The 19,523-nt window shown below is 68.4% G+C and carries 16 protein-coding genes; 5 read left to right on the top strand and 11 right to left on the bottom strand.

Features of this window, described 5'->3' with window-relative positions; genetic code table 11:
• Positions 1 to 13: 13 nt before the first annotated feature.
• The 5 genes from dxs to dut all read right to left on the bottom strand — a co-directional run bounded on the left by dxs (position 14) and on the right by dut (position 6,958).
• Entirely contained in the window at positions 14 to 1,978 is a 1,965-nt protein-coding gene (dxs, locus tag NT132_RS01545; RefSeq protein WP_297783764.1) for a 1-deoxy-D-xylulose-5-phosphate synthase, read from the bottom strand.
• A 151-nt stretch (positions 1,979 to 2,129) separates the two neighbouring features.
• Positions 2,130 to 4,997: an aconitate hydratase gene (locus NT132_RS01550; RefSeq protein ID WP_297783767.1), complete on the bottom strand. Its 2,868-nt coding sequence runs from the start codon at positions 4,995 to 4,997 to the stop codon at positions 2,130 to 2,132.
• Between the two features lie 139 nt (positions 4,998 to 5,136).
• Complete coding sequence (locus tag NT132_RS01555; RefSeq protein WP_297783770.1) at positions 5,137 to 5,916, bottom strand: DUF3159 domain-containing protein; 780 nt, start codon at positions 5,914 to 5,916, stop codon at positions 5,137 to 5,139.
• On the bottom strand, positions 5,913 to 6,506 hold the full coding sequence (locus NT132_RS01560; RefSeq protein ID WP_297783773.1) for a DUF3710 domain-containing protein: 594 nt from the start codon (positions 6,504 to 6,506) through the stop codon (positions 5,913 to 5,915). Before NT132_RS01560 ends, NT132_RS01555 begins: the two co-directional genes overlap by 4 nt.
• Positions 6,503 to 6,958 carry a dUTP diphosphatase gene (gene dut / locus NT132_RS01565; protein WP_297783776.1) on the bottom strand — a complete coding sequence of 152 codons (456 nt, stop codon included), beginning with the start codon at positions 6,956 to 6,958 and terminating at the stop codon, positions 6,503 to 6,505. The genes NT132_RS01560 and dut overlap by 4 nt, the downstream gene beginning before the upstream one ends.
• Before the next feature lie 21 nt (positions 6,959 to 6,979).
• Here dut and NT132_RS01570 point away from each other — a divergent pair, with 21 nt between their 5' ends.
• The gene (locus NT132_RS01570; RefSeq protein WP_366940329.1) at positions 6,980 to 7,453 is read left to right on the top strand and encodes a DUF3093 domain-containing protein; all 474 of its coding nucleotides are present in this window, start codon (positions 6,980 to 6,982) and stop codon (positions 7,451 to 7,453) included.
• On the opposite strand, the gene NT132_RS01575 is transcribed toward NT132_RS01570, so the two are convergent.
• Entirely contained in the window at positions 7,428 to 7,721 is a 294-nt protein-coding gene (locus NT132_RS01575; protein WP_297783783.1) for a DUF4193 domain-containing protein, read from the bottom strand. The genes NT132_RS01570 and NT132_RS01575 overlap by 26 nt on opposite strands.
• 210 nt (positions 7,722 to 7,931) lie before the next feature.
• Here NT132_RS01575 and sepH point away from each other — a divergent pair, with 210 nt between their 5' ends.
• The gene (sepH, locus tag NT132_RS01580) at positions 7,932 to 8,924 is read left to right on the top strand and encodes a septation protein SepH (RefSeq protein WP_297783786.1); all 993 of its coding nucleotides are present in this window, start codon (positions 7,932 to 7,934) and stop codon (positions 8,922 to 8,924) included.
• Here the strand turns inward: sepH and NT132_RS01585 are convergent, their stop codons facing one another.
• A complete protein-coding gene (locus NT132_RS01585; RefSeq protein ID WP_297783790.1) occupies positions 8,925 to 10,052 on the bottom strand; it encodes an alkaline phosphatase family protein in 1,128 nt (375 codons plus the stop codon). It lies immediately after the preceding gene.
• Between the two features lie 57 nt (positions 10,053 to 10,109).
• Between NT132_RS01585 and NT132_RS01590 the strand changes: the two genes are divergently transcribed.
• The gene (locus NT132_RS01590; protein ID WP_297783793.1) at positions 10,110 to 12,575 is read left to right on the top strand and encodes a DNA topoisomerase IV subunit A; all 2,466 of its coding nucleotides are present in this window, start codon (positions 10,110 to 10,112) and stop codon (positions 12,573 to 12,575) included.
• Positions 12,576 to 12,690: 115 nt separating this feature from the next.
• Here NT132_RS01590 and NT132_RS01595 read toward each other — a convergent pair whose 3' ends face one another.
• Positions 12,691 to 14,772 (bottom strand): DNA topoisomerase IV subunit B, encoded by a 2,082-nt coding sequence (locus NT132_RS01595; protein WP_297783829.1) that lies wholly within the window; start codon positions 14,770 to 14,772, stop codon positions 12,691 to 12,693.
• A gap of 163 nt (positions 14,773 to 14,935) precedes the next feature.
• Between NT132_RS01595 and NT132_RS01600 the strand changes: the two genes are divergently transcribed.
• Both NT132_RS01600 and NT132_RS01605 read left to right on the top strand, forming a co-directional pair.
• Positions 14,936 to 15,157 carry a hypothetical protein gene (locus NT132_RS01600; protein ID WP_297783797.1) on the top strand — a complete coding sequence of 74 codons (222 nt, stop codon included), beginning with the start codon at positions 14,936 to 14,938 and terminating at the stop codon, positions 15,155 to 15,157.
• Positions 15,158 to 15,233: 76 nt separating this feature from the next.
• Entirely contained in the window at positions 15,234 to 16,250 is a 1,017-nt protein-coding gene (locus NT132_RS01605; RefSeq protein ID WP_297783799.1) for a sugar-transfer associated ATP-grasp domain-containing protein, read from the top strand.
• A gap of 67 nt (positions 16,251 to 16,317) precedes the next feature.
• On the opposite strand, the gene NT132_RS01610 is transcribed toward NT132_RS01605, so the two are convergent.
• The 3 genes from NT132_RS01610 to NT132_RS01620 all read right to left on the bottom strand — a co-directional run bounded on the left by NT132_RS01610 (position 16,318) and on the right by NT132_RS01620 (position 19,503).
• On the bottom strand, positions 16,318 to 16,956 hold the full coding sequence (locus NT132_RS01610; protein WP_297783831.1) for a coenzyme F420-0:L-glutamate ligase: 639 nt from the start codon (positions 16,954 to 16,956) through the stop codon (positions 16,318 to 16,320).
• A 68-nt stretch (positions 16,957 to 17,024) separates the two neighbouring features.
• Positions 17,025 to 18,389 (bottom strand): RNA polymerase sigma factor, encoded by a 1,365-nt coding sequence (locus tag NT132_RS01615; RefSeq protein ID WP_297783802.1) that lies wholly within the window; start codon positions 18,387 to 18,389, stop codon positions 17,025 to 17,027.
• Between the two features lie 184 nt (positions 18,390 to 18,573).
• Positions 18,574 to 19,503: a proteasome assembly chaperone family protein gene (locus tag NT132_RS01620; RefSeq protein WP_297783805.1), complete on the bottom strand. Its 930-nt coding sequence runs from the start codon at positions 19,501 to 19,503 to the stop codon at positions 18,574 to 18,576.
• Positions 19,504 to 19,523 lie beyond the last annotated feature (20 nt).

Genomic DNA, 19,523 nt, shown 5'->3' on the forward strand with positions numbered 1-19,523 from the left:
TCGGGCGCGCCCGTCAGTCGCTGCGCTCGTGCCGATCCGCGGTGACGTCCTGCGCATCCGCGGCCCACACCTGCTGTTCGGTCTGGCGGGCCACCGGGATGCGGGTGCCCAGCACCTGCGCCACCACGTCCTGCGCGATCTTGGCCGGGGTGAGCCCGGCGTCGGCCAGGATCTGCTCCCGTGAGGCATGGTCGATGAACGCATCCGGCACGCCCAGCTCGTCCACCGCGGTGTCGACGCCGGCCTCACGCAGCACCTGGCGGATGCGGGTGCCGATGCCCCCGACGCGGATACCGTCCTCGATCGTGATGACGAGCCGGTGGGTCGCGGCGAGGTCGACGAGCGAACGTGCGACCGGGATGACCCAGCGCGGGTCGATCACGGTGGCACCAATGCCCTGATCACGCAGCCGCGCCGCCACGTCCATCGCCACGTGCGCCATGGAACCGATGCCGACGATGAGCACGTCCTGCGCGTCCGAACGGGCGAGGACGTCCACACCGTCTGCGAGCCGCTCGACGGCGGGCAGGGGCGCCGCGACACTGCCCTTGGGGTAGCGGACCACGGTGGGGGCGTCGGCGACGGCCACCGCTTCACGCAGCTCCTCCTGCAGACGCTCGGCGTCTCGGGGTGCGGCGATACGGATACCCGGCACGATCTGCAGCATCGCGAGGTCCCAGATGCCGTGGTGGCTCGGGCCGTCCGGCCCGGTGACCCCGGAGCGGTCGAGCACGAACGTCACCCCGGCACGGTGCAGAGCCACGTCCATCAGCATCTGGTCGAAAGCGCGGTTCATGAACGTGGCGTAGACGGCGACCACGGGATGCAGGCCGCCGTAGGCGAGTCCCGCGGCTGAGGTGACCGCGTGCTGCTCAGCGATGCCGACGTCATACACCCGGTCGGGGTGACGCTCGGCGAACGGCAGCAGACCCGTGGGCCGGAGCATGGCGGCGGTGATGGCGATGACGTCGTCACGCTCGTCTCCGATCCGCACGAGCTCCTGCGCGAACACGTCCGTCCATGCGGTGCCGGCGGCCCCGCCCAGGGTCTCCCCCGTGATCGGGTCGATCTTGCCGACGGCGTGGAACTGATCCGCCTCGTCGTCGATGGCGGGCTGGTAGCCGCGGCCCTTCTCGGTGATGACGTGCACGATGACCGGGGCGCCGTAGTTCTTCGCCAGCTGTAGCGATTCGGTGAGGGCGCGGATGTCGTGTCCGTCGATCGGTCCCAGATACTTGATGTCGAGGTTGGAGTACAGCGCCTCGTTATTGGTGAGTCGCGACAGGAACCCGTGCGTGCCGCCGCGCACACCGCGATAGAGCGCGCGTGCCGCCGGTCCGAGTTTCGCGGAGATGCTGCGGGAGCTGTGGTGCAGGTTCCGGTAGGTCTCGGCGGTGCGCACCTTGTTGAGGAACCGTGCCATGCCACCGATGGTCGGGGCGTAGGAGCGGCCGTTGTCGTTGACGACGATGACGAGGTTCCGGTCGTTGTCGTCGGAGATGTTGTTGAGCGCCTCCCACGTCATCCCGCCGGTGAGCGAGCCGTCGCCGACGAGAGCGACCACGTGGCGGTCGCGGCGACCGGTGCGGGCGAAGGCGCGGGAGATGCCGTCGGCCCAGCTCAGGGAGCTCGAGGCGTGCGAGGACTCGACGATGTCGTGCGGGCTCTCCGAACGCTGCGGGTAACCCGCGAGTCCGCCGCGGGAGCGCAGCTGGCTGAAATCGCGCCGCCCGGTGAGGATCTTGTGCACGTAGGACTGGTGCCCGGTATCGAAGATGAAGGGATCCTGCGGGGACTCGAACACCCGGTGCATCGCGATCGTGAGTTCCACGACGCCGAGGTTCGGGCCGAGGTGACCTCCGGTGCGTGACACGTTCTCGATGAGGAACGCCCGGATCTCGCTGGCCAGCTGCTCGAGCTGGGCGACGCTCAGGGCGTCCAGATCACGGGGGTCCGAGACGGAGTCGAGGATCGACATCGCTCTCCTTTCCGCCGGTTCGGGGGACATCGACGAGGATGTCCGTCCGATCCAGTGTAGTTCGCAGCATCCGCCCCGACGGTCGCCGGTGGATGCAGGAACCCCCGGCATCCAAAGGCAGGATGCCGGGGGTCCGCTCTGCCGGGATCGCTCAGACGAGCGAGCGCAGCACGTACTGCAGGATGCCGCCGTTGCGGTAGTAGTCGGCTTCACCGGGGGTGTCGATGCGGACGACCGCGTCGAACTCGATGGTCTGCTTGCCCTCCGCGGAGAACTCGCTCGGCTCGGCGACGACACGCACCGTCTTGGGCGTCACGCCCTCGTTGAGCTGCTCGAGGCCCGTGATCGAGACGATCTCGGTGCCGTCCAGGCCCAGGCTCTTCCACGATTCGCCGGCGGGGAACTGCAGCGGCACAACGCCCATGCCGATGAGGTTCGAGCGGTGGATGCGTTCGAAGCTCTCGGTGATGACGGCCTTGACGCCCAGGAGGCTCGTGCCCTTGGCCGCCCAGTCACGGGACGAGCCGGAGCCGTACTCCTTGCCGCCGAAGACGACGAGCGGGGTGCCCTGGGCCTGGTAGTTCATGCAGGCGTCGTAGATGTACGACTGCGGACCACCGGGCTGCGTGAAGTCGCGGGTGTAGCCACCCTCGACGATCTTGCCGTCGTTGACGGCGGAGACCAGCTCGTTCTTCAGGCGGATGTTCGCGAAGGTGCCGCGGATCATGACCTCGTGGTTACCGCGGCGCGAGCCGTAGGAGTTGAAGTCCTTCTGCGCGACGCCGTGCTCGATGAGGTACTGCGAGGCCGGGGTGCCGGCCTTGATGTTTCCCGCCGGGCTGATGTGGTCGGTCGTGACCGAGTCGCCCAGCGTCGCCATCACGCGCGCACCGGTGATGTCGGTGACCGGGGTGAGGTCCATCGACATGCCCTCGAAGTAGGGAGCCTTGCGGACGTACGTCGAGTCCTGGTCCCACTCGAAGATCGGGCCGGTGGGCGTCGGCAGGGTCTGCCAGCGCTCGTCGCCGTCGAAGACCGTGGCGTACTGCTTGATGAACTGCTCACGGGAGATCGAGGAGTCGATGATCTCCTGCACCTCATCGGTGGCGGGCCAGATGTCCTTCAGGAAGACGTCGTTGCCGCTGCCGTCCTTGCCCAGCGCGTCGGTCTCGAAGTCGAAGTTCATCGAACCGGCCAGCGCGTACGCGACCACCAGCGGCGGCGACGCCAGGTAGTTCATCTTGACGTCGGGGCTGATGCGACCCTCGAAGTTGCGGTTACCCGACAGCACCGCGGTGACGGCGAGGTCGTTGTCGTTGACGGCCTGCGAGACCTCGTCGATCAGCGGACCGGAGTTGCCGATGCAGATCGTGCAGCCGTAGCCGACGGTGTAGAACCCGAGGCCCTCGAGATCCTTGTCGAGGCCGGACTTCTCGTAGTAGTCGGTGACGACCTTGGAGCCGGGGCCGAGAGTGGTCTTGACCCACGGCTTCTGCTTCAGACCCTTTTCGCGTGCCTTCCGGGCCAGCAGTCCCGCGGCGATCATGACCGAGGGGTTCGACGTGTTGGTGCAGGACGTGATGGCCGCGAGGGTGACCGCACCGTTGTCGAGCAGGTAGGGCGAGCCCTCGGGGGGCGTGACCTTGACCGGGTTGGAAGCCGGGTGGGCGGAGCCGCTGAACAGCAGCGCGGACTCGGCGTGCTCGTCCTCGTGCTGGTGGGAGACACCGTCGTGGGACACGGTCTCGTGCTCGACGCCGGGCGCGTTGCCCGGGTCGGATGCGGGGAAAGTACCCTCGACCTCGACCGAGTCCTCCTCGGTCAGGCTGGCGTAGTTCAGGATGTCCTTCTGGAACTGCCCCTTCGCCTCGGAGAGCAGGATGCGGTCCTGGGGACGCTTCGGACCGGCGATCGAGGGGACGACCGTCGACAGATCGAGCTCGATGTATTCGCTGAAGACGGGCTCGACGTCTGCGTTGTGCCAGAGCGTCTGCTCCTTGGCGTACGCCTCGACGAGCGCGACGGTCTGCTCGTCGCGACCGGTGAGACGCAGATAGTCCAGCGTCACGTCGTCGATCGGGAAGATCGCGGCCGTTGAACCGAACTCGGGGCTCATGTTGCCGATGGTGGCGCGGTTGGCGAGCGGCACGGACGCGACGCCCTGGCCATAGAACTCGACGAACTTGCCGACCACGCCGTGCTTGCGCAGCATCTCGGTGATCGTGAGGACCACGTCGGTTGCGGTGACGCCGGCGGGGATCTCACCGGTGAGCTTGAAGCCCACGACGCGCGGGATCAGCATCGAAACGGGCTGGCCGAGCATAGCGGCCTCGGCCTCGATGCCGCCGACGCCCCAGCCGAGCACGCCCAGGCCGTTGACCATGGTGGTGTGCGAGTCAGTGCCGACGCAGGTGTCGGGGTACGCCCGGAGCACGCCGCCGACCTCGCGGTCGTAGATCACCTTGGCGAGGTGCTCGATGTTCACCTGGTGCACGATGCCGGTTCCCGGCGGGACGACCTTGAAGTCATCGAAGGCCGTCTGGCCCCAGCGCAGGAACTGGTACCGCTCGCCGTTGCGCTCGTACTCGATCTCGACGTTACGCTCGAGGGCGTTCTCCGTGCCGAAGAGGTCGGCGATCACGGAGTGGTCGATGACCATCTCGGCGGGCGAGAGCGGGTTGATCTTGTTGGGGTTACCGCCGAGGGCGGTCACCGCCTCGCGCATGGTGGCGAGGTCCACGATGCAGGGCACGCCGGTGAAGTCCTGCATCACCACACGGGCCGGCGTGAACTGGATCTCGGTGTCCGGGTCGGCGTTCGGATCCCACGAGCCGAGTGCCTGGATCTGCTCCTTGGTGACGTTGGCGCCGTCCTCGGTGCGGAGCAGGTTCTCCAGCAGCACCTTCAGGCTGAAGGGCAACTTCTCGTAGCCCTCCACCGCGTCGATGCGGAAGATCTCATAGTCGGTGCTGCCGACCGTCAGGGTGCGCTTGGCACCGAAGCTGTCTACCGTCGACACGATCGTCTCCTTCGTCGGCGAGGACGGGCGTTTCACCCGTCCCGATTTCCCCATCATCCCTCCCCTCCACGGTGGGAGGCTAGGAAGGCGTGCCTTACTGCAGGCCGGGGAAATTTATCTTGATGTCAAGATAAATGTATCACTCGCCAACGGACGCGGAGGGGTCCGGCGCATCCGCATCCACCCGTGCATAGAGCGAACGCGATGCCAGCCAGGTGACCGCGACCAACGGGGCGAACAGCGGCAGCCCCATGGCGATCTTGGATGCGCCCAGGAGTGCGACCTCCCCCGCGGCGTAGAGCGGCAGCTGCACGACGAGGCGGAGCGCGAACAGACCCGCCCAGGCGAGGGACAGCCAGCCGAACACCCGACGCTTGCGCCGGTCCTTCCGCCACGCCACCCCGTCGTTCATGAGCCACCCGACGGCAAGGCCGATGAGCGGCCAGCCGATCAGCGCCGAGACGAGGAACACCGTGCCGTAGGCGCCGTTGGTCACGAAACCGAGGACGAAGTTGTCCTGGCCGCGCCCGGTCCACAGCGCCAGGGCGGCCGCGGCGGCCGCGGCGATCAGACCGCCGAATGCTGCGGTGACGGGCGTCCGGGAGATGAGGCGGACGACAGTGAACACTGCCGCGAGACCCACCGAGAGCCCGAGGGACAGCCACAGGTCTCCCTGCCCGGTGTCGGGATCGATCGTGATGGTGAAGACGATGACGAAGACGAGACTCGGCAGCACCGACTCGAGGACGCCGCGCCACCCGCCCATCGCTCGCCACACCACATGACCCGCGGATGTCTGCGCGGCCGGATCGAGGCCGGCGCGGAGCGCGGCGGCCCCGAGAGCCTGACCGAGAACCTCGGATGCGGGCGGAGGCGTGAGATCGGGTCGCTCCGGCTCCGCCGGGCGCTCGTCGGTCACGCGGTACCCGGCGTGGCGGGCATCTTCAGCGGGATGAGGTCGCGCGGCGGCATCGGTGTCGTGCCCCGTACCACCACCAGGGATCGGAAGAGGTCCTCGATCTGCGCCGCGGCCTCGACATCGCTGGTCGCCGCTCCCCCGATCACGCCCCGCAGGAACCAGCGGGGTCCGTCGACGCCGACGAACCGGGCGAGCCGCATCCCGGGCGTGCCGTCCTGGCCCGCCGCGACGGGCACTTCGGCGAGGAGTTCGGGCCCGAGGGGGCCTGAACGCTCCTCGACACGGCCGCCCTGCTGACGCACCTGCTGGCGGATCTGCTCCCGCGTCTCGTCCCACAGGCCCGTGGACCGCGGTGCGGCGAAGGCCTGCACCTGCAGCGTGGAGCCGGCGTAGTCGAGCCCCACGGCGACGATGCGCTTGGTCTGCTCCTCTACCTCGAGGCGGAGGTTCAGTCCCTCTCGGGGCAGCACCTTGACCGCACCCAGGTCGATGTAGGGGCGGACCGGATTCACCTCGCTCTCGTCGAACGGGCCGTCGACGGCGCGCGTGTCGGGAGCGGACTTCGAGGCGGGGATCGATGCATCCGTCATGCGCGGGTGCCTCCATTCGTGGCGTAGCCGGTGGAGCCGAAGCCGCCTTCGCCACGCGTGCTCTCAGGGAGGACCTCGACCGGAACGAAGCGTACCGGGGGAACAGCCATCACGATGAGCTGTGCGATGCGGTCACCGACGGCGACGTCGTACGCCTCGGACAGGTCGGTGTTCAGCAGCGAGACCTTGATCTCGCCGCGGTAACCCGCATCCACGGTCCCCGGGGAGTTCACCACGGTGATGCCATGCTTGGCGGCCAGACCGCTGCGCGGCACCACGAACGCGACATACCCGTCGGGCAGGGCGATCCGCACGCCCGTGCCGATCAGGGCGCGATGCCCGGGCTCGAGTCGCACGGCCTCCGCGGCGATGAGATCTGCACCCGCATCGCCCGGATGGGCGAAGACTGGAGCAGCGGACGCGATAATGGGGACATCCACGCTTTCCGTCACCCATCGAGGGTAATGCAGAACATGAACCCCAGCGCCCGCCCCTATCGCGAACGCCTCGCACCCTCTCTGTGGATGCTGGTGGCGGCCGCTGTCTGTGCCCCGATGGCGGTGCTGGTGCTGGCACCGGCAGGAGCAGTGATCGCGTTGATCGTGGGCGTCGTCGTCGCCGCCGTCATCGTGACCGCGATGGTCGCGACCGCACCGGTGGTGTCGGTCAACGGCTCGACGCTTCGAGCGGGGCGCGCGCACATCGATGTTTCGCTGCTCGGGGATCCCACGGCACTCACCGGTGCGGACGCAAGGGATGCGCGTGGACCGAAGTTGTCGGCTCGCGCCTGGCACCTGCTTCGTGGGGGAATCGACGGGCTGGTGGTCGTCCCGGTCATCGACCAGGACGACCCGACTCCGGCGTGGGTGATCTCCACGCGCACGCCGGATCGTCTTGCGGCGGCTGTCCGCCGCGCTCAACTCAGGCCGAGCACTCCGCGCAGATAGGGCCGAAGGACTCTTCGTGGTCCAGCTGCGAACGGTGCTTCACGAGGAAGCAGCTGACGCAGGTGAACTCGTCTTCCTGCGCCGGGAGCACGACAACGTCGAGCTCCAGGTCGGAGAGGTCGGCACCGGGCAGTTCGAAGCCTGCAGGGTTGTCCGCGTCCTCGACGTCGACCGACCCCGAGAGCTTGTCGGGGACGCGCTCCTTGAGCGCCTCGATCGACTCGCTGTCGTCCTCGGTCTTGCGGGGGGCGTCGTAATCCGTTGCCATTCGTCCGTGTCTCTTATTTCTTCGGGTGGAGCGCACCGCCTCGGGGCGGGCGGCCATAGTTTGCATGACGGCCTCGCATTTAGCAAATGCGACTACTGCGTGCGATCCGACCGACAAGACCGAAACCCGCGGCGCGCCCCGAATATTCCCCGAGTCGGCGGGGGCGTGTGTGAGCATGGGCGTACACCGCAGATCGGAGGCGCGTCTCGCATGGAACAGCTGAGAGTGATCGGCACGGAAGATGGCGCACTGGTCCTGGCCACACAGGGCGGTGATCGCTATACCCTGCCGGTCGATGACGTGTTGCGCGCAGAACTTCGGCGTGTGCGCCGCGATCGTGAGAGCGCGCCGGTCACAGCGAAGCCCAGCCCGCGCGAAGTGCAGGCCCAGATCCGCGGCGGATTGTCAGCGGAAGAGGTCGCCCAGCTCCTCGGTGCGAGCGTCGAGGACGTCCGCCGCTATGAGGTCCCGGTGCTCGCGGAGCGAGAGTTCATCGTCGGCCAAGCGCTGTCGGTTCCCGTTCTCATGGGCGCGGACTTCGACGATTCGCCGTCCACGACGTTCGGCACCGCGGTGCGCGCAAAGCTCGATGAGGCCGGCGCCACGGGTGAACGGTGGACGAGCTGGAAGGATGCGTCGGGCTGGATCGTCAAGCTGACGTTCGTCGCCGGCGAGGTCGAGCGGGACGCACGCTGGTCGTTCGATCCCCGGCGCAGCACCCTCTCCCCCCTCAACGCGGACGCCACCCAGCTGTCGCGCCAGGGGTCACTGCCGGACGGACTCATCCCGCGGCTCCGTGCTCTCGACGCCCCCGGCTTCAAGGACGACACCCGCTTCGACAGCGGTGCCTTCGGCGCTCGCGGGTCCATGGAACCCGTCACCGATCCCGCACGTCATACGGCGCAGGATGCGGCCATCAAGCGCGCCCCGGATGCCCCGGTGACCTCGCCGGAGACCGCCGACCTGCTGGAGGCGCTCCGTCGCCGCCGGGGTCAGCGCACACCCGCGCCCACGGGCGAGGCCGAGGACCGGAAGATGGCGCCTGTCGCACTGTTCGATACACCGGAGCCCGGCGACACCGAGCCCGCTCCCGAGCCGAGCGGCTCGCGTCCGGATGCGGCAGAGCCCTCCCGGCGCAAGGGTCGAACCTCGATGCCGTCGTGGGACGAGATCGTCTTCGGCGCCCGCACCGACGAGAGCTGATCAGCGAGCGAAGGCACCGAGCCGGATGAACGGGACCGCAGTCTCCTCATCGGTCAGCGAACCGTGCTGTCCCACCATGCGGCGCGGGGAGGTGTCTGCCACGCGGTCGTCGTAGTAGGCGTACCGCCCCCTCGCCGCCACGAGCACGTCGCCGATGCGGGCACGCACCGCATCCGCGACCACCGGGCCAAACACGCCCGCATCGATCGCCTCGTCGCGCGCCATCACCCAGGCGCGCGACGACTCGTCGAGCCAGGCGGTGTGCAACGCGCCGGCGGCCCCCGGCTCGGCGTACAGGTGCAGCATCCTGGGCTCCCCGCCGACGTCCTGCAGTCCCGCGGTCAGCGGCCCGTCGCCGAACAGCACCTGACGGTGGGCGGGCACGTCGACCATGCCGTGATCCGCGGTGACGATCACGCCCACCTCACTGCCCGCCGCCTCGTGCAGCCGACGCGCCCCGGCGTCGAGCGCTTCCAGCGCGAACGCCCACTCGTCCGATTCCGCCCCACGCCGATGGCCGACCGTGTCGAGCTCGGGGGCATACAGGTACGTGAGCGAGCCGGGCGTCGTGCGCGCGATATGCGCAGCCAGGTCGATGCGGTCGTCGAGGGATGCGACGCCGTGGATCTCTGCGCCGCGGAGCGTGGCGCGGGTGAAACCGGAATCCGCGTACTCCGGCTTCGACACCGCGAAGCACGGGCGGCCCTGAGCCGCGTCCGCCGCGAACAGCGGCTCGGCGCGCTGCCAGGTCATCGGATCGAGCGAGCCGTCGTCCCACCCGTTGAGCTGGTTGACCACCTCGCCGGTCTCGGGCACCCGGGCGCGGTATCCCACGACCCCGTGCTCGCCGGGCCACGTGGCAGTGAGCAGCGACGTCAGTGCCGCCGCCGTCGTACTGGGGAAGACCGTGCGGGCGACGTCACGGCGGGCCATCGCCGCGGCGAGGAAACGGCCGTGCGCGCGGCGGGCCGAGAGGTTCCGTGCGCCGAGGCCGTCGACGACGAACACGATGCCCGATCGGGCGGGCGGCAGTTCGGAGGATGTCCCGCCCAGAGCGTCGCGGACGATCGGCACGACGTCGGTGAGGCTCCGGGCATCGGCGGGCTGCGCCGGTAGGCTGAGAGACATCGGGGCCAGTCTGGCACACACGTCGACGGCCGCCACCGACCCGAGGTCTTCCTGCCCATGACACCCACGCGTTCCGTCCCGTCCCCCGCGCCCGAAGGCCGCATCGAGGACATCGACCTGTCCACCGAGATGCAGGGCTCGTTCCTCGAGTACGCCTACTCGGTGTTCTATTCGCGCGCCCTCCCCGACGCCCGCGACGGGTTGAAGCCCGTGCAGCGCCGCATCCTGTACCAGATGGCGGAGATGGGGCTTCGTCCCGACCGCGGCCACGTGAAAAGTGCGCGCGTCGTCGGCGAGGTGATGGGAAAGCTGCACCCGCACGGTGACGCGCCCATCTACGACGCCCTCGTGCGTCTCGCGCAGCCGTTCTCGCTCCGCGTCCCGCTCGTGGATGGGCACGGCAACTTCGGCTCGCTCGACGACGGTCCGGCCGCGCCCCGCTACACCGAGGCCCGGCTCGCTCCCCCGGCGCTCGCGCTGACCGAGAACCTCGACGAGGACGTCGTCGACTTCATCCCGAACTACGACGGCCAGTTCCAGCAGCCCGAGGTGCTCCCGGCCGCGTTCCCGAACCTGCTCGTCAACGGCACCACCGGCATCGCCGTCGGCATGGCCACGAACATGGCACCGCACAACCTCATCGAGGTCGTCGGCGCCGCCACGCACCTGCTCGAGAATCCGGACGCGACGCTCGAAGAGCTGATGGAGTTCATCCCCGGCCCTGACCTGCCCTCCGGGGGCATCATCGTGAGCCTCGACGGCATCAAAGACGCGTACGCCACCGGCCGCGGCTCGTTCAAGACCCGGGCGAAGACGTCGATCGAGCAGCTCGGCCCGCGCAAGACCGGCATCATCATCACCGAGCTGCCGTACTCCGTCGGTCCGGAACGCGTCATCGAGAAGATCAAGGATGCGGTCGGCTCGAAGAAGCTGACCGGCATCTCGGACGTCACCGACCTGACCGATCGCAATCACGGCCTCCGCATGGTCATCGGGGTGAAGACGGGCTTCGACCCCGCCGCCGTGCTGGAGCAGCTGTTCCGCCTCACCCCGCTCGAGGACTCGTTCGGCATCAACAACGTCGCCCTCGTCGCGGGCCAGCCGCAGACCCTCGGGCTGAAGGAGCTGCTGCGCGTCTACGTCGACCACCGCATCGAGGTCGTTACCCGGCGCAGCCGTTTCCGGCTCGGTAAGCGCAAGGACCGGCTGCACCTGGTTGAGGGTCTGCTCATCGCGATCCTCGACATCGACGAGGTCATCCAGGTGATCCGCACCTCGGACGACTCCGAGCAGGCCCGCACCCGGTTGATGGACGTCTTCGACCTGTCGCATCTGCAGGCCGAGTACATCCTCGAGCTGCGGCTGCGCCGCCTCACCAAGTTCTCCCGCGTCGAGCTCGAAGCCGAGCAGGACGCGCTGAAGGCCGAGATCGCGGCGCTCGAGGAGCTCCTCGGCAGCGAGATGCTGCTGCACGCACAGGTGGCACGCGAGTTGGATGCGGTCGCGGAGGCCTACGGCACCCCGCGCCGCACCGTGCTCCTCGACGGTCCGGTGGCGTCACGTTCGCGCAGCGTTCGCGCGGCCGCGGACCTGCAGCTGGCCGACGACCCGTGCCGGGTGTTCCTCTCTGCCACGGGTCGCATGGTGCGTGCGGCGCTCCGTGCCGGTGCGGACGACAGCGATCCCGCCGGCATCCTCGCCCCCACCCGTCGCGCGAAGCACGATGCGGTCCGAAGCGTCGCCGACACCACGGTGCGCGGCGAGCTCGGCGCGGTGACCAGCACCGGGCGCATCATCCGCTTCTCCCCCGTCGACCTGCCCTCCGTGCCGGGCAACTCGGTGCAGCTGGCCGCCGGAACCCGGGCAGACCAGTACCTGGGCCTCAGCGGCTCGGAGCACGTCGTCGCGATCGTGCCGCTGGTCGATGAGCCGGTGATCGCGCTCGGCACCGTCCAGGGTGTCGTAAAGCGCGTCGCTGCGAGCGAACTCCCTGCCAACAAGCACGACGTCGAGATCATCTCGCTGAAGCCCGGTGACCGGGTCATCGGCGCGGCGCCCGCACCCGACGGCACCGAGCTGGTGTTCGTCACGACCGATGCGCAACTGCTGCGGTTCGACGCCGCATCCGTCCGCCCCCAGGGACGCTCCGCGGCGGGAATGGGCGGCATCCGCCTCAACGCCGGTGCCGCCGTGGTGTCGTTCGGCGTCGTGGACCCGGAGCAGGAGAACGTCGTGGTCACCGTCGCCGGGTCGACGCAGGCGCTCGTCGGGGCCGACCCGGGCTCGGCGAAGGTGTCGCCGCTGTCCGAGTTCCCCGCGAAGGGCCGTGCCACCGGCGGGGTGCGCGCGCAGCGCTTCCTGAAGGGCGAGGATCAGATTTCGCTGGCCTGGGTCGGTGCGGATCCCCGCGCGGTGGGCACCGACGGCGCGGTGCGTCAGCTCCCCGAGACCGGTGCGAAGCGCGACACCTCCGGACAGCCGCTGGATGCCGTGATCGGCGCCATCGGCACCGCGATCGCCTGAGCAACGCGCGAGACCACATCCGTTGCGCGAGACCACATCCGATCCGATGTGGTTTCGGTGGATGGATGTGGTCTCGGCGGGGCGCGTCGGCGACGTTTCGGTCGCCGACCGCGGGTCAGGCGTCGATACGCTCGCGCGCGAGGCTGTCGCTCGATGACACGATGAAATCGCGGCGCGGGGCGACTTCGTTGCCCATGAGCAGCTCGAACACGGATGCGGCCGCCTCCGCGTCCTGCACCCGCACACGCCGCAGGGTCCGCCCGGCGCGATCCATCGTCGTCACGGCCAGCTGCTCGGCATCCATCTCACCAAGTCCCTTGTAGCGCTGCACCGGCTCCTGCCACTTCCTGCCGGACTTGGTGAGCTTCGCCAGCAGCTGGTGCAGCTCCTGCTCGCTGTACGTGTAGATCGTCTCGTTCGGCTTGCTGCCCGGGTTGATCACCACGACCCGGTGGAGCGGCGGGACGGCCGCGTACACGCGTCCTTCTTCGACGAGCGGCCGCATGTAGCGGAAGAACAGCGTGAGCAGCAGCGTCCGGATGTGCGCGCCGTCGACGTCGGCGTCGCTCATCATGATGATCTTGCCGTAGCGCGCCGTGTCGATGTCGAACGAGCGGCCGGAGCCGGCGCCGATGACCTGGATGATCGAGGCGCACTCGGCGTTGGAGAGCATGTCGCTCACCGACGCCTTCTGCACGTTCAGGATCTTGCCGCGGATCGGTAGCAACGCCTGGTACTCGCTGTTGCGGGCGAGCTTCGCGGTGCCGAGCGCAGAGTCACCCTCCACGATGAACAGCTCGGAGTCGTTGACGTCGTTGGAACGGCAATCGACGAGCTTCGCCGGCAGCGACGACGACTCCAGCGCGTTCTTGCGGCGCTGCGTCTCTTTGTGGCTGCGCGCCGAGATGCGCGCCTTCATCTCCGAGACGACCTTGTCCAGCAGCAGTGCCGTCTGCGCCTTGTCGTCGCGCTTGGCAGACGAGAACCGGGCTGCCAGCTCCTTCGTCACGACCGAGGCGACGATCTGCTTGACCGCGGGGGTGCCGAGCACCTCCTTGGTCTGACCCTCGAACTGCGGTTCCGAGAGGCGCACGGTGAGCACCGCGGACATGCCGGCGAGGATGTCGTCCTTGTCGAGCTTGTCGTTGCCGACCTTGAGTCGGCGTGCGTTCTGCTCGACCTGGGTGCGCAGCACCTTCATGAGCCCCTGCTCGAAACCTTGCTGATGCGTGCCGCCCTTGGGCGTCGCGATGATGTTGACGTACGACCGGCACACGGTCTCGTAGCCGGTGCCCCAGCGGAGGGCCACATCGACGTGGCATTCGCGTTCCACGTCCGTCGGGATCATTGCGCCGGTGGGCTGGAGCACGGGCACCGTTTCGGTGAACGTGCCGGTGCCGGTCAGTCGCCAGGTGTCGGTGATGGCGGTGTCGGGGGCGAGGAACTCCACGTACTCCGAGATGCCGCCGTCATAGCGGTACACCGACTCGACGCTCTCCTCGCCGCGCTCGTCGCGGACGACGATCTCGAGACCCGGCACCAGGAACGCGGTCTGGCGCACCCGCTGCACCAGTTCGTCCGAGGTGAACGACGCATCCTTCGTGAAGATCTGCCGGTCGGCCCAGTACCGGATGCGGGTGCCCGTGACACCCTTCTTGGCCTTGCCGACCACGCGCAGCTCGCTGCGATCGCGGAACGGGGTGAAGGGGGAATCTGGGCGTGGCTCGCCCGAGTCGGCGAACAGCCCCGGCTCACCGCGGTGGAACGACATGGCCCAGGTCTTGCCGCCGCGGTCGACCTCGACGTCAAGTCGCTCGGACAGTGCGTTCACGACGGACGCGCCGACACCGTGCAGACCACCGGATGCGGCGTACGAGCCGCCGCCGAATTTGCCACCCGCGTGCAGCTTGGTGAACACGACCTCGACACCGGACAGGCCGGTGCGCGGTTCGATGTCGACAGGGATGCCGCGCGCCTGGTCGCGCACCTCGACGCTGCCGTCGCGGTACAGCACGACGTCGATGCGGTTGCCGTGGCCACCGAGCGCCTCGTCGACGCTGTTGTCGATGATCTCCCAGAGGCAGTGCATGAGGCCGCGGGAGTCGGTGGAGCCGATATACATACCGGGGCGCTTGCGAACGGCCTCGAGCCCCTCCAGGACCTGCAGATGGTGGGCGGAATATTCGGCTGTCACAATCCTCAAGCGTATCCGGGGCCTCCCCCACGACGGCGCACAGACACGGGCCGGTCGGGGTCGGATACGCGCACAGCGAAATGCCGGTGGATGGCGGCATTCTGCCCAGGTGCGCGTGGTTGTATGTCGTGACACGCACCGAACGCACCTTGAGGGAGGTCCAGCGATGAACATGACATCGACATCCGGCGAGCAGGCCGTTCTCGACTACCGTCTCAGCGCCGCGGACCGCTGCGACTCGTGCGGCGCGCAGGCGTACATCGCCGCGGAAGTGAACGGCAGTGAGCTGCTGTTCTGCGCACACCACGGACGCAAGTACGAAGAGAAGCTGCGCGCTGTCGCCACCAGCTGGCACGACGAGACCGCGCGCCTCGTCGACGCGAACTGACCTCCGGGCGACACCGGGACCGGTGACCGCGGCGGCCTAGACTGTCGGGGTCCCCGATCCCCACCCCGGAGCACGTATGCCCTCTCTCGGTCTCGCCCCTCGTCTGCGCTATCTCGTCGGACGCGCCCGTCGCATCGACGTCGGCTCACTGATGGAGCGCGCCAAGACCGCGGCGACCCTGCACCACCGCAACACCGCGGTCATCGCGGCAGACATGCTCGTCCAGGCAGGCTTCCGCAACGTCGGATTCCAGGACTACGCCGACTACGACTTCGCCATCCTCAGTCGCGCCGAGCGTGCGACGTACATGACACACCCGGTGTCGAACCAGCTGTCGCAGAAGTACGACGACCCGGCGTACCGCCCGCAGTTCCACGACAAGATCGCGTTCAACCGCGTCTTCGCCGACCACCTGCATCGCGCCTGGCTCATCGTGACCCCCGACAACGCCGACGAGGTGCGCGCCTTCGTCTCCGGCCAGGGCACCGTCGTCGCCAAGGAGCCGGTCGGCCAGGCCGGGACGGGCGTACACCGGTACCGCGCCGAGGAGATCGATGACTGGGATGCGTTCCATCGCGGTCTCGTGGAGCGCGGCGAGCTGCTGCTCGAGGAGGTCATCGTGCAGCATCCGGACCTCGCCGCGGTCTGCCCCGGCACGGTGAACACCACCCGCGTGACCGCGTTCTTCGACGGCACGCGAACGCACATCCTCGCGGTCGCCCAGAAGTTCGGACGCGGCGCGGTGAGCGACCAGATGACCTATGGCGGGTTCTACTCGATGCTCGACGACACCGGTCACTCCGTCGGCAAGGGGTACGACTCGCACGACAACATCCACGAATTTCACCCGGAGTCCGGGGTGAAGATCGCCGACTTCCAGCTGCCGATGTACGACAAGGTCGTCGCGTTCGTCGACCGGGTCGCGCGCGTCGTGCCGCAGATCCAGTACGTCGGCTGGGACATCGTGGTGACGCCGAACGGCCCGGTGCTCGTCGAGGGCAACTGGGCGGCCGGCGTGTACGAGAACAAGCCCACTGCGACCGGCATCCGCACCGGCCACAAGCCCCGTTACCGCGCTGCCATCGGGTTCTGACCCGGCCGGACACGCACGAAGCCCCCGCACCGGATGACCGGGCGGGGGCTGTCGTCTTCGTAACGGCTCAGGCGGGACGCACGACACCGAGTGGCGTCGACTGGTGACCCTGACCGAGCGGATTGTCCTTGAGGATCGCGACGAGGCGCTTCTCCCCCGCCTTGTCGAGGGTCGAACCGAGAATGTTGCCACCTAGGTCGTTGATGTCGACCACGGCCACCTCAACGCCCGCGGGGAGCAGGCTCTGCAGGTGACGGGCGACCTCGGTGGGTCGCTCCGGGCCGAGCACGACGGCCTTGTTGTACGGCGGGATCGTGCCGCTGGTCGGGCCGTCGATGGCGCGGGCCTTGTCACCGGCGATGCGGTAGAAGTCGCCCTTGCGACCGAACGCCTTCGTCACAGCGGACACGGCGGCAGCGAGCAGGATGCGGGGCGTCCCGCACTCGCGCAGCGCCATCTCCATCGTCTCGGGCATGCCGAGACCGATGCCGTGCGGGGTGCGGGTGACGTACTTCGAGAGGAACAGCGCCAGCTTCCGCGGCGCAATGTCCTCCACCAGGTACGAGCGACCCTGCGTGATCGCGACGATCTTCTCGGTCACGAACAGCAGGTCACCCGGCTGCACCACGGGGGCGGCGTACTCGGTCACGAAGGGGTCGAGCTCATCGCCCGGAAGCACCACGCGGGTGCGGATCGGGATCCGCATGTAGCGCGCGCCGTCGGTTTCGACGGTGAGCGCTTTGCCCTCGTTCGCCTCCGGCGTGCCGGCCTCGCTCACTCGAGGTAGTCCCGCAGCGACTGCGACCGCGAGGGGTGGCGAAGCTTCGCCATGGTCTTCGACTCGATCTGGCGGATGCGCTCGCGTGTCACGCCGAACGTGTCGCCGATCTGGTCGAGGGTCTTGGGCTGTCCGTCTCCGAGGCCGAAGCGCATCCGGATGACGCCCGCCTCGCGCTCGCTGAGCGAGTCGAGGAGCGATTCCAGCTGACGCTGCAGCATGGTGAAGCCGACGGCGTCGGCAGGAACGACCGCCTCAGTGTCCTCGATGAGGTCACCGAACTCGCTGTCGCCGTCTTCACCGAGGGGCGTGTGCAGCGAGATGGGCTCGCGCCCGTACTTCTGCACCTCGATGACCTTCTCCGGGGTCATGTCGAGTTCGCGGCTCAGCTCTTCGGGCGTGGGCTCGCGGCCCAGGTCCTGCAGCATCTGCCGCTGCACGCGGGCAAGCTTGTTGATGACCTCGACCATGTGGACGGGGATGCGGATGGTGCGCGCCTGGTCGGCCATGGCGCGCGTGATCGCCTGGCGGATCCACCACGTCGCGTAGGTCGAGAACTTGAAGCCCTTGGTGTAGTCGAACTTCTCGACCGCACGGATGAGGCCGAGGTTCCCCTCCTGGATGAGGTCGAGGAACTGCATGCCGCGGCCGGTGTAGCGCTTGGCGAGCGAGACGACGAGGCGGAGGTTGGCACCGAGCAGGTGGCTCTTGGCGCGCTGGCCGTCGCGGGCGACCCACTGCAGGTCGAGTCCCATCTGGCTGGACTTCTCGGCCGCCGACATCTTCGACAGCTTCTCTTCGGCGAACAGGCCCGCCTCGATCCGCATGGCGAGCTCGACCTCTTCGGCCGCGTTCAGCAGCGGAACCTTACCGATCTGCTTCAGGTAGTCCTTGACCGGGTCGGCTGTCGCGCCGGTGATCTGGGTCGAGTAGACGGGGACGTCGTCCTCGTCGTTGGACGAGATGACGATGGCGCCGGTCGGAAGCGGCTCGGAGAACTTGGGCTTCGTGTTCTCGTCGTCGTCATCGTCGTCGTCGGCTGCCTTCGCCTTGTCCTTGGCCGGAGCGGCCGAGTCATCGGCGTCGTCAACGACGACCTCGTCGACGATGACCTCATCGTCGATCTCGGCGTCGTCCTCGAAGTCGTCATCGCCCTTCACGGGCTTCTTGGTGCTCTTCTTCGCCGGAGCGGCCTTCTTGGCCGTCGCGGCCTTCGTGGTCGCGGCCTTGGTCGTCGTGGCGCGCTTCGCAGGAGCCTTCTTCGGCGCAGCGGCGGCCACCGCCTCTTCGACCACGGCCTCCGCCGGAGCGGTATCGGTCGCGGTGCGCGAGCGGTTGTCGGTCTTCGTGCTCGGAGTCACGGTTCGCCTTTCACCGGGTGTGTGTGCCGCGATCGATCTCGGACACTAGTAAGACCCTTGTCAAGTCCGCAGCGAGCGGATCGCTGCGAGTGACAATGGGTCGGTCCTCTATTGTCGCATACGCGGACGGAGATCTTGTCGACCCCGCAGAGGGCACAACATCCGAGCCCGATCGGGCATTCCCTCAGGCCAGCGGACCGGGACGCTCCTCGTCACCGTGTCCGCGGTTCGCCAGGAACCGCTCCAGTTCGGCGGCGATCTCGTCGGCGCTGGGAAGGTCGGCCTCGTGCAGCAGCGCGGTCGCCTGTGTGGAGCCCGCCATGTAGGAGTCGTATCGCTCCTCGAGACCATGCAGCATCCGCTCCAGCTCATCGCTTGCGGCGATCTGCTCCGACACCTTGCCGAGGAACTCCTCGTTGTCATCGCGCAGGGAGTCGATACCGAACACGAGTCCGGTGCCGGCGGTGATGCTGTCAAGCGCCGCGATTGCCGCGCCCGGGTACTCGGTGTCGCCGAGGTAGTGCGGGATGAGGAGCACGAATCCCGCCACGGCGACGCCCGCCTCGGCCAGGCGGTACTCCAGGAGATGACCGGCGGTGGCGGGCACCTGCGTGTGCGGCTTCCACACCGAGTGGTCCTCGGCGAGCGAGGTCCGGTTCCCCGACACCGTGGCGCCGAGCGGGCGGGTGTGCGGCACCGGCATGCCGATGGCGTGCACCCAGGTGACCGATGAGACCGCCGCGGACTGCACGAACTCCGCCACCGAGGCGACGAAGCTGTCCCAGGCGAAGTCCGGCTCGTAGCCGGCGAGGACGAGAAACGGCTGGCCGAGAGCGTCACGGGTGAGAGTGAGCTCTAACCGCGGCGGGCGGTAATCGGTGAGGTGGTCGCTCTCGAAGGAGATGAGGGGACGACGTGCGCGGTAGTCGAGCAGCACGTCGTTCTCGTAACGGCGCACCATGGCGTGGGTCAGCTCGTCCCGCAGGTAGGAGACCGTCTGCGAGACAGCGGAACCCGCATCCGTGAATCCCGTCAGCAGGACCACCAGCGGGAGACCCGCAGGCACGACCGGCGCCGGCTCCGCGGGCTCGAACACGGGGATGTCGAAGGGCATACCACCATGCTACGAGGCGC

It is taken from the genome of Microbacterium sp., from assembly GCF_026393345.1.
GTDB lineage: Bacteria > Actinomycetota > Actinomycetes > Actinomycetales > Microbacteriaceae > Microbacterium.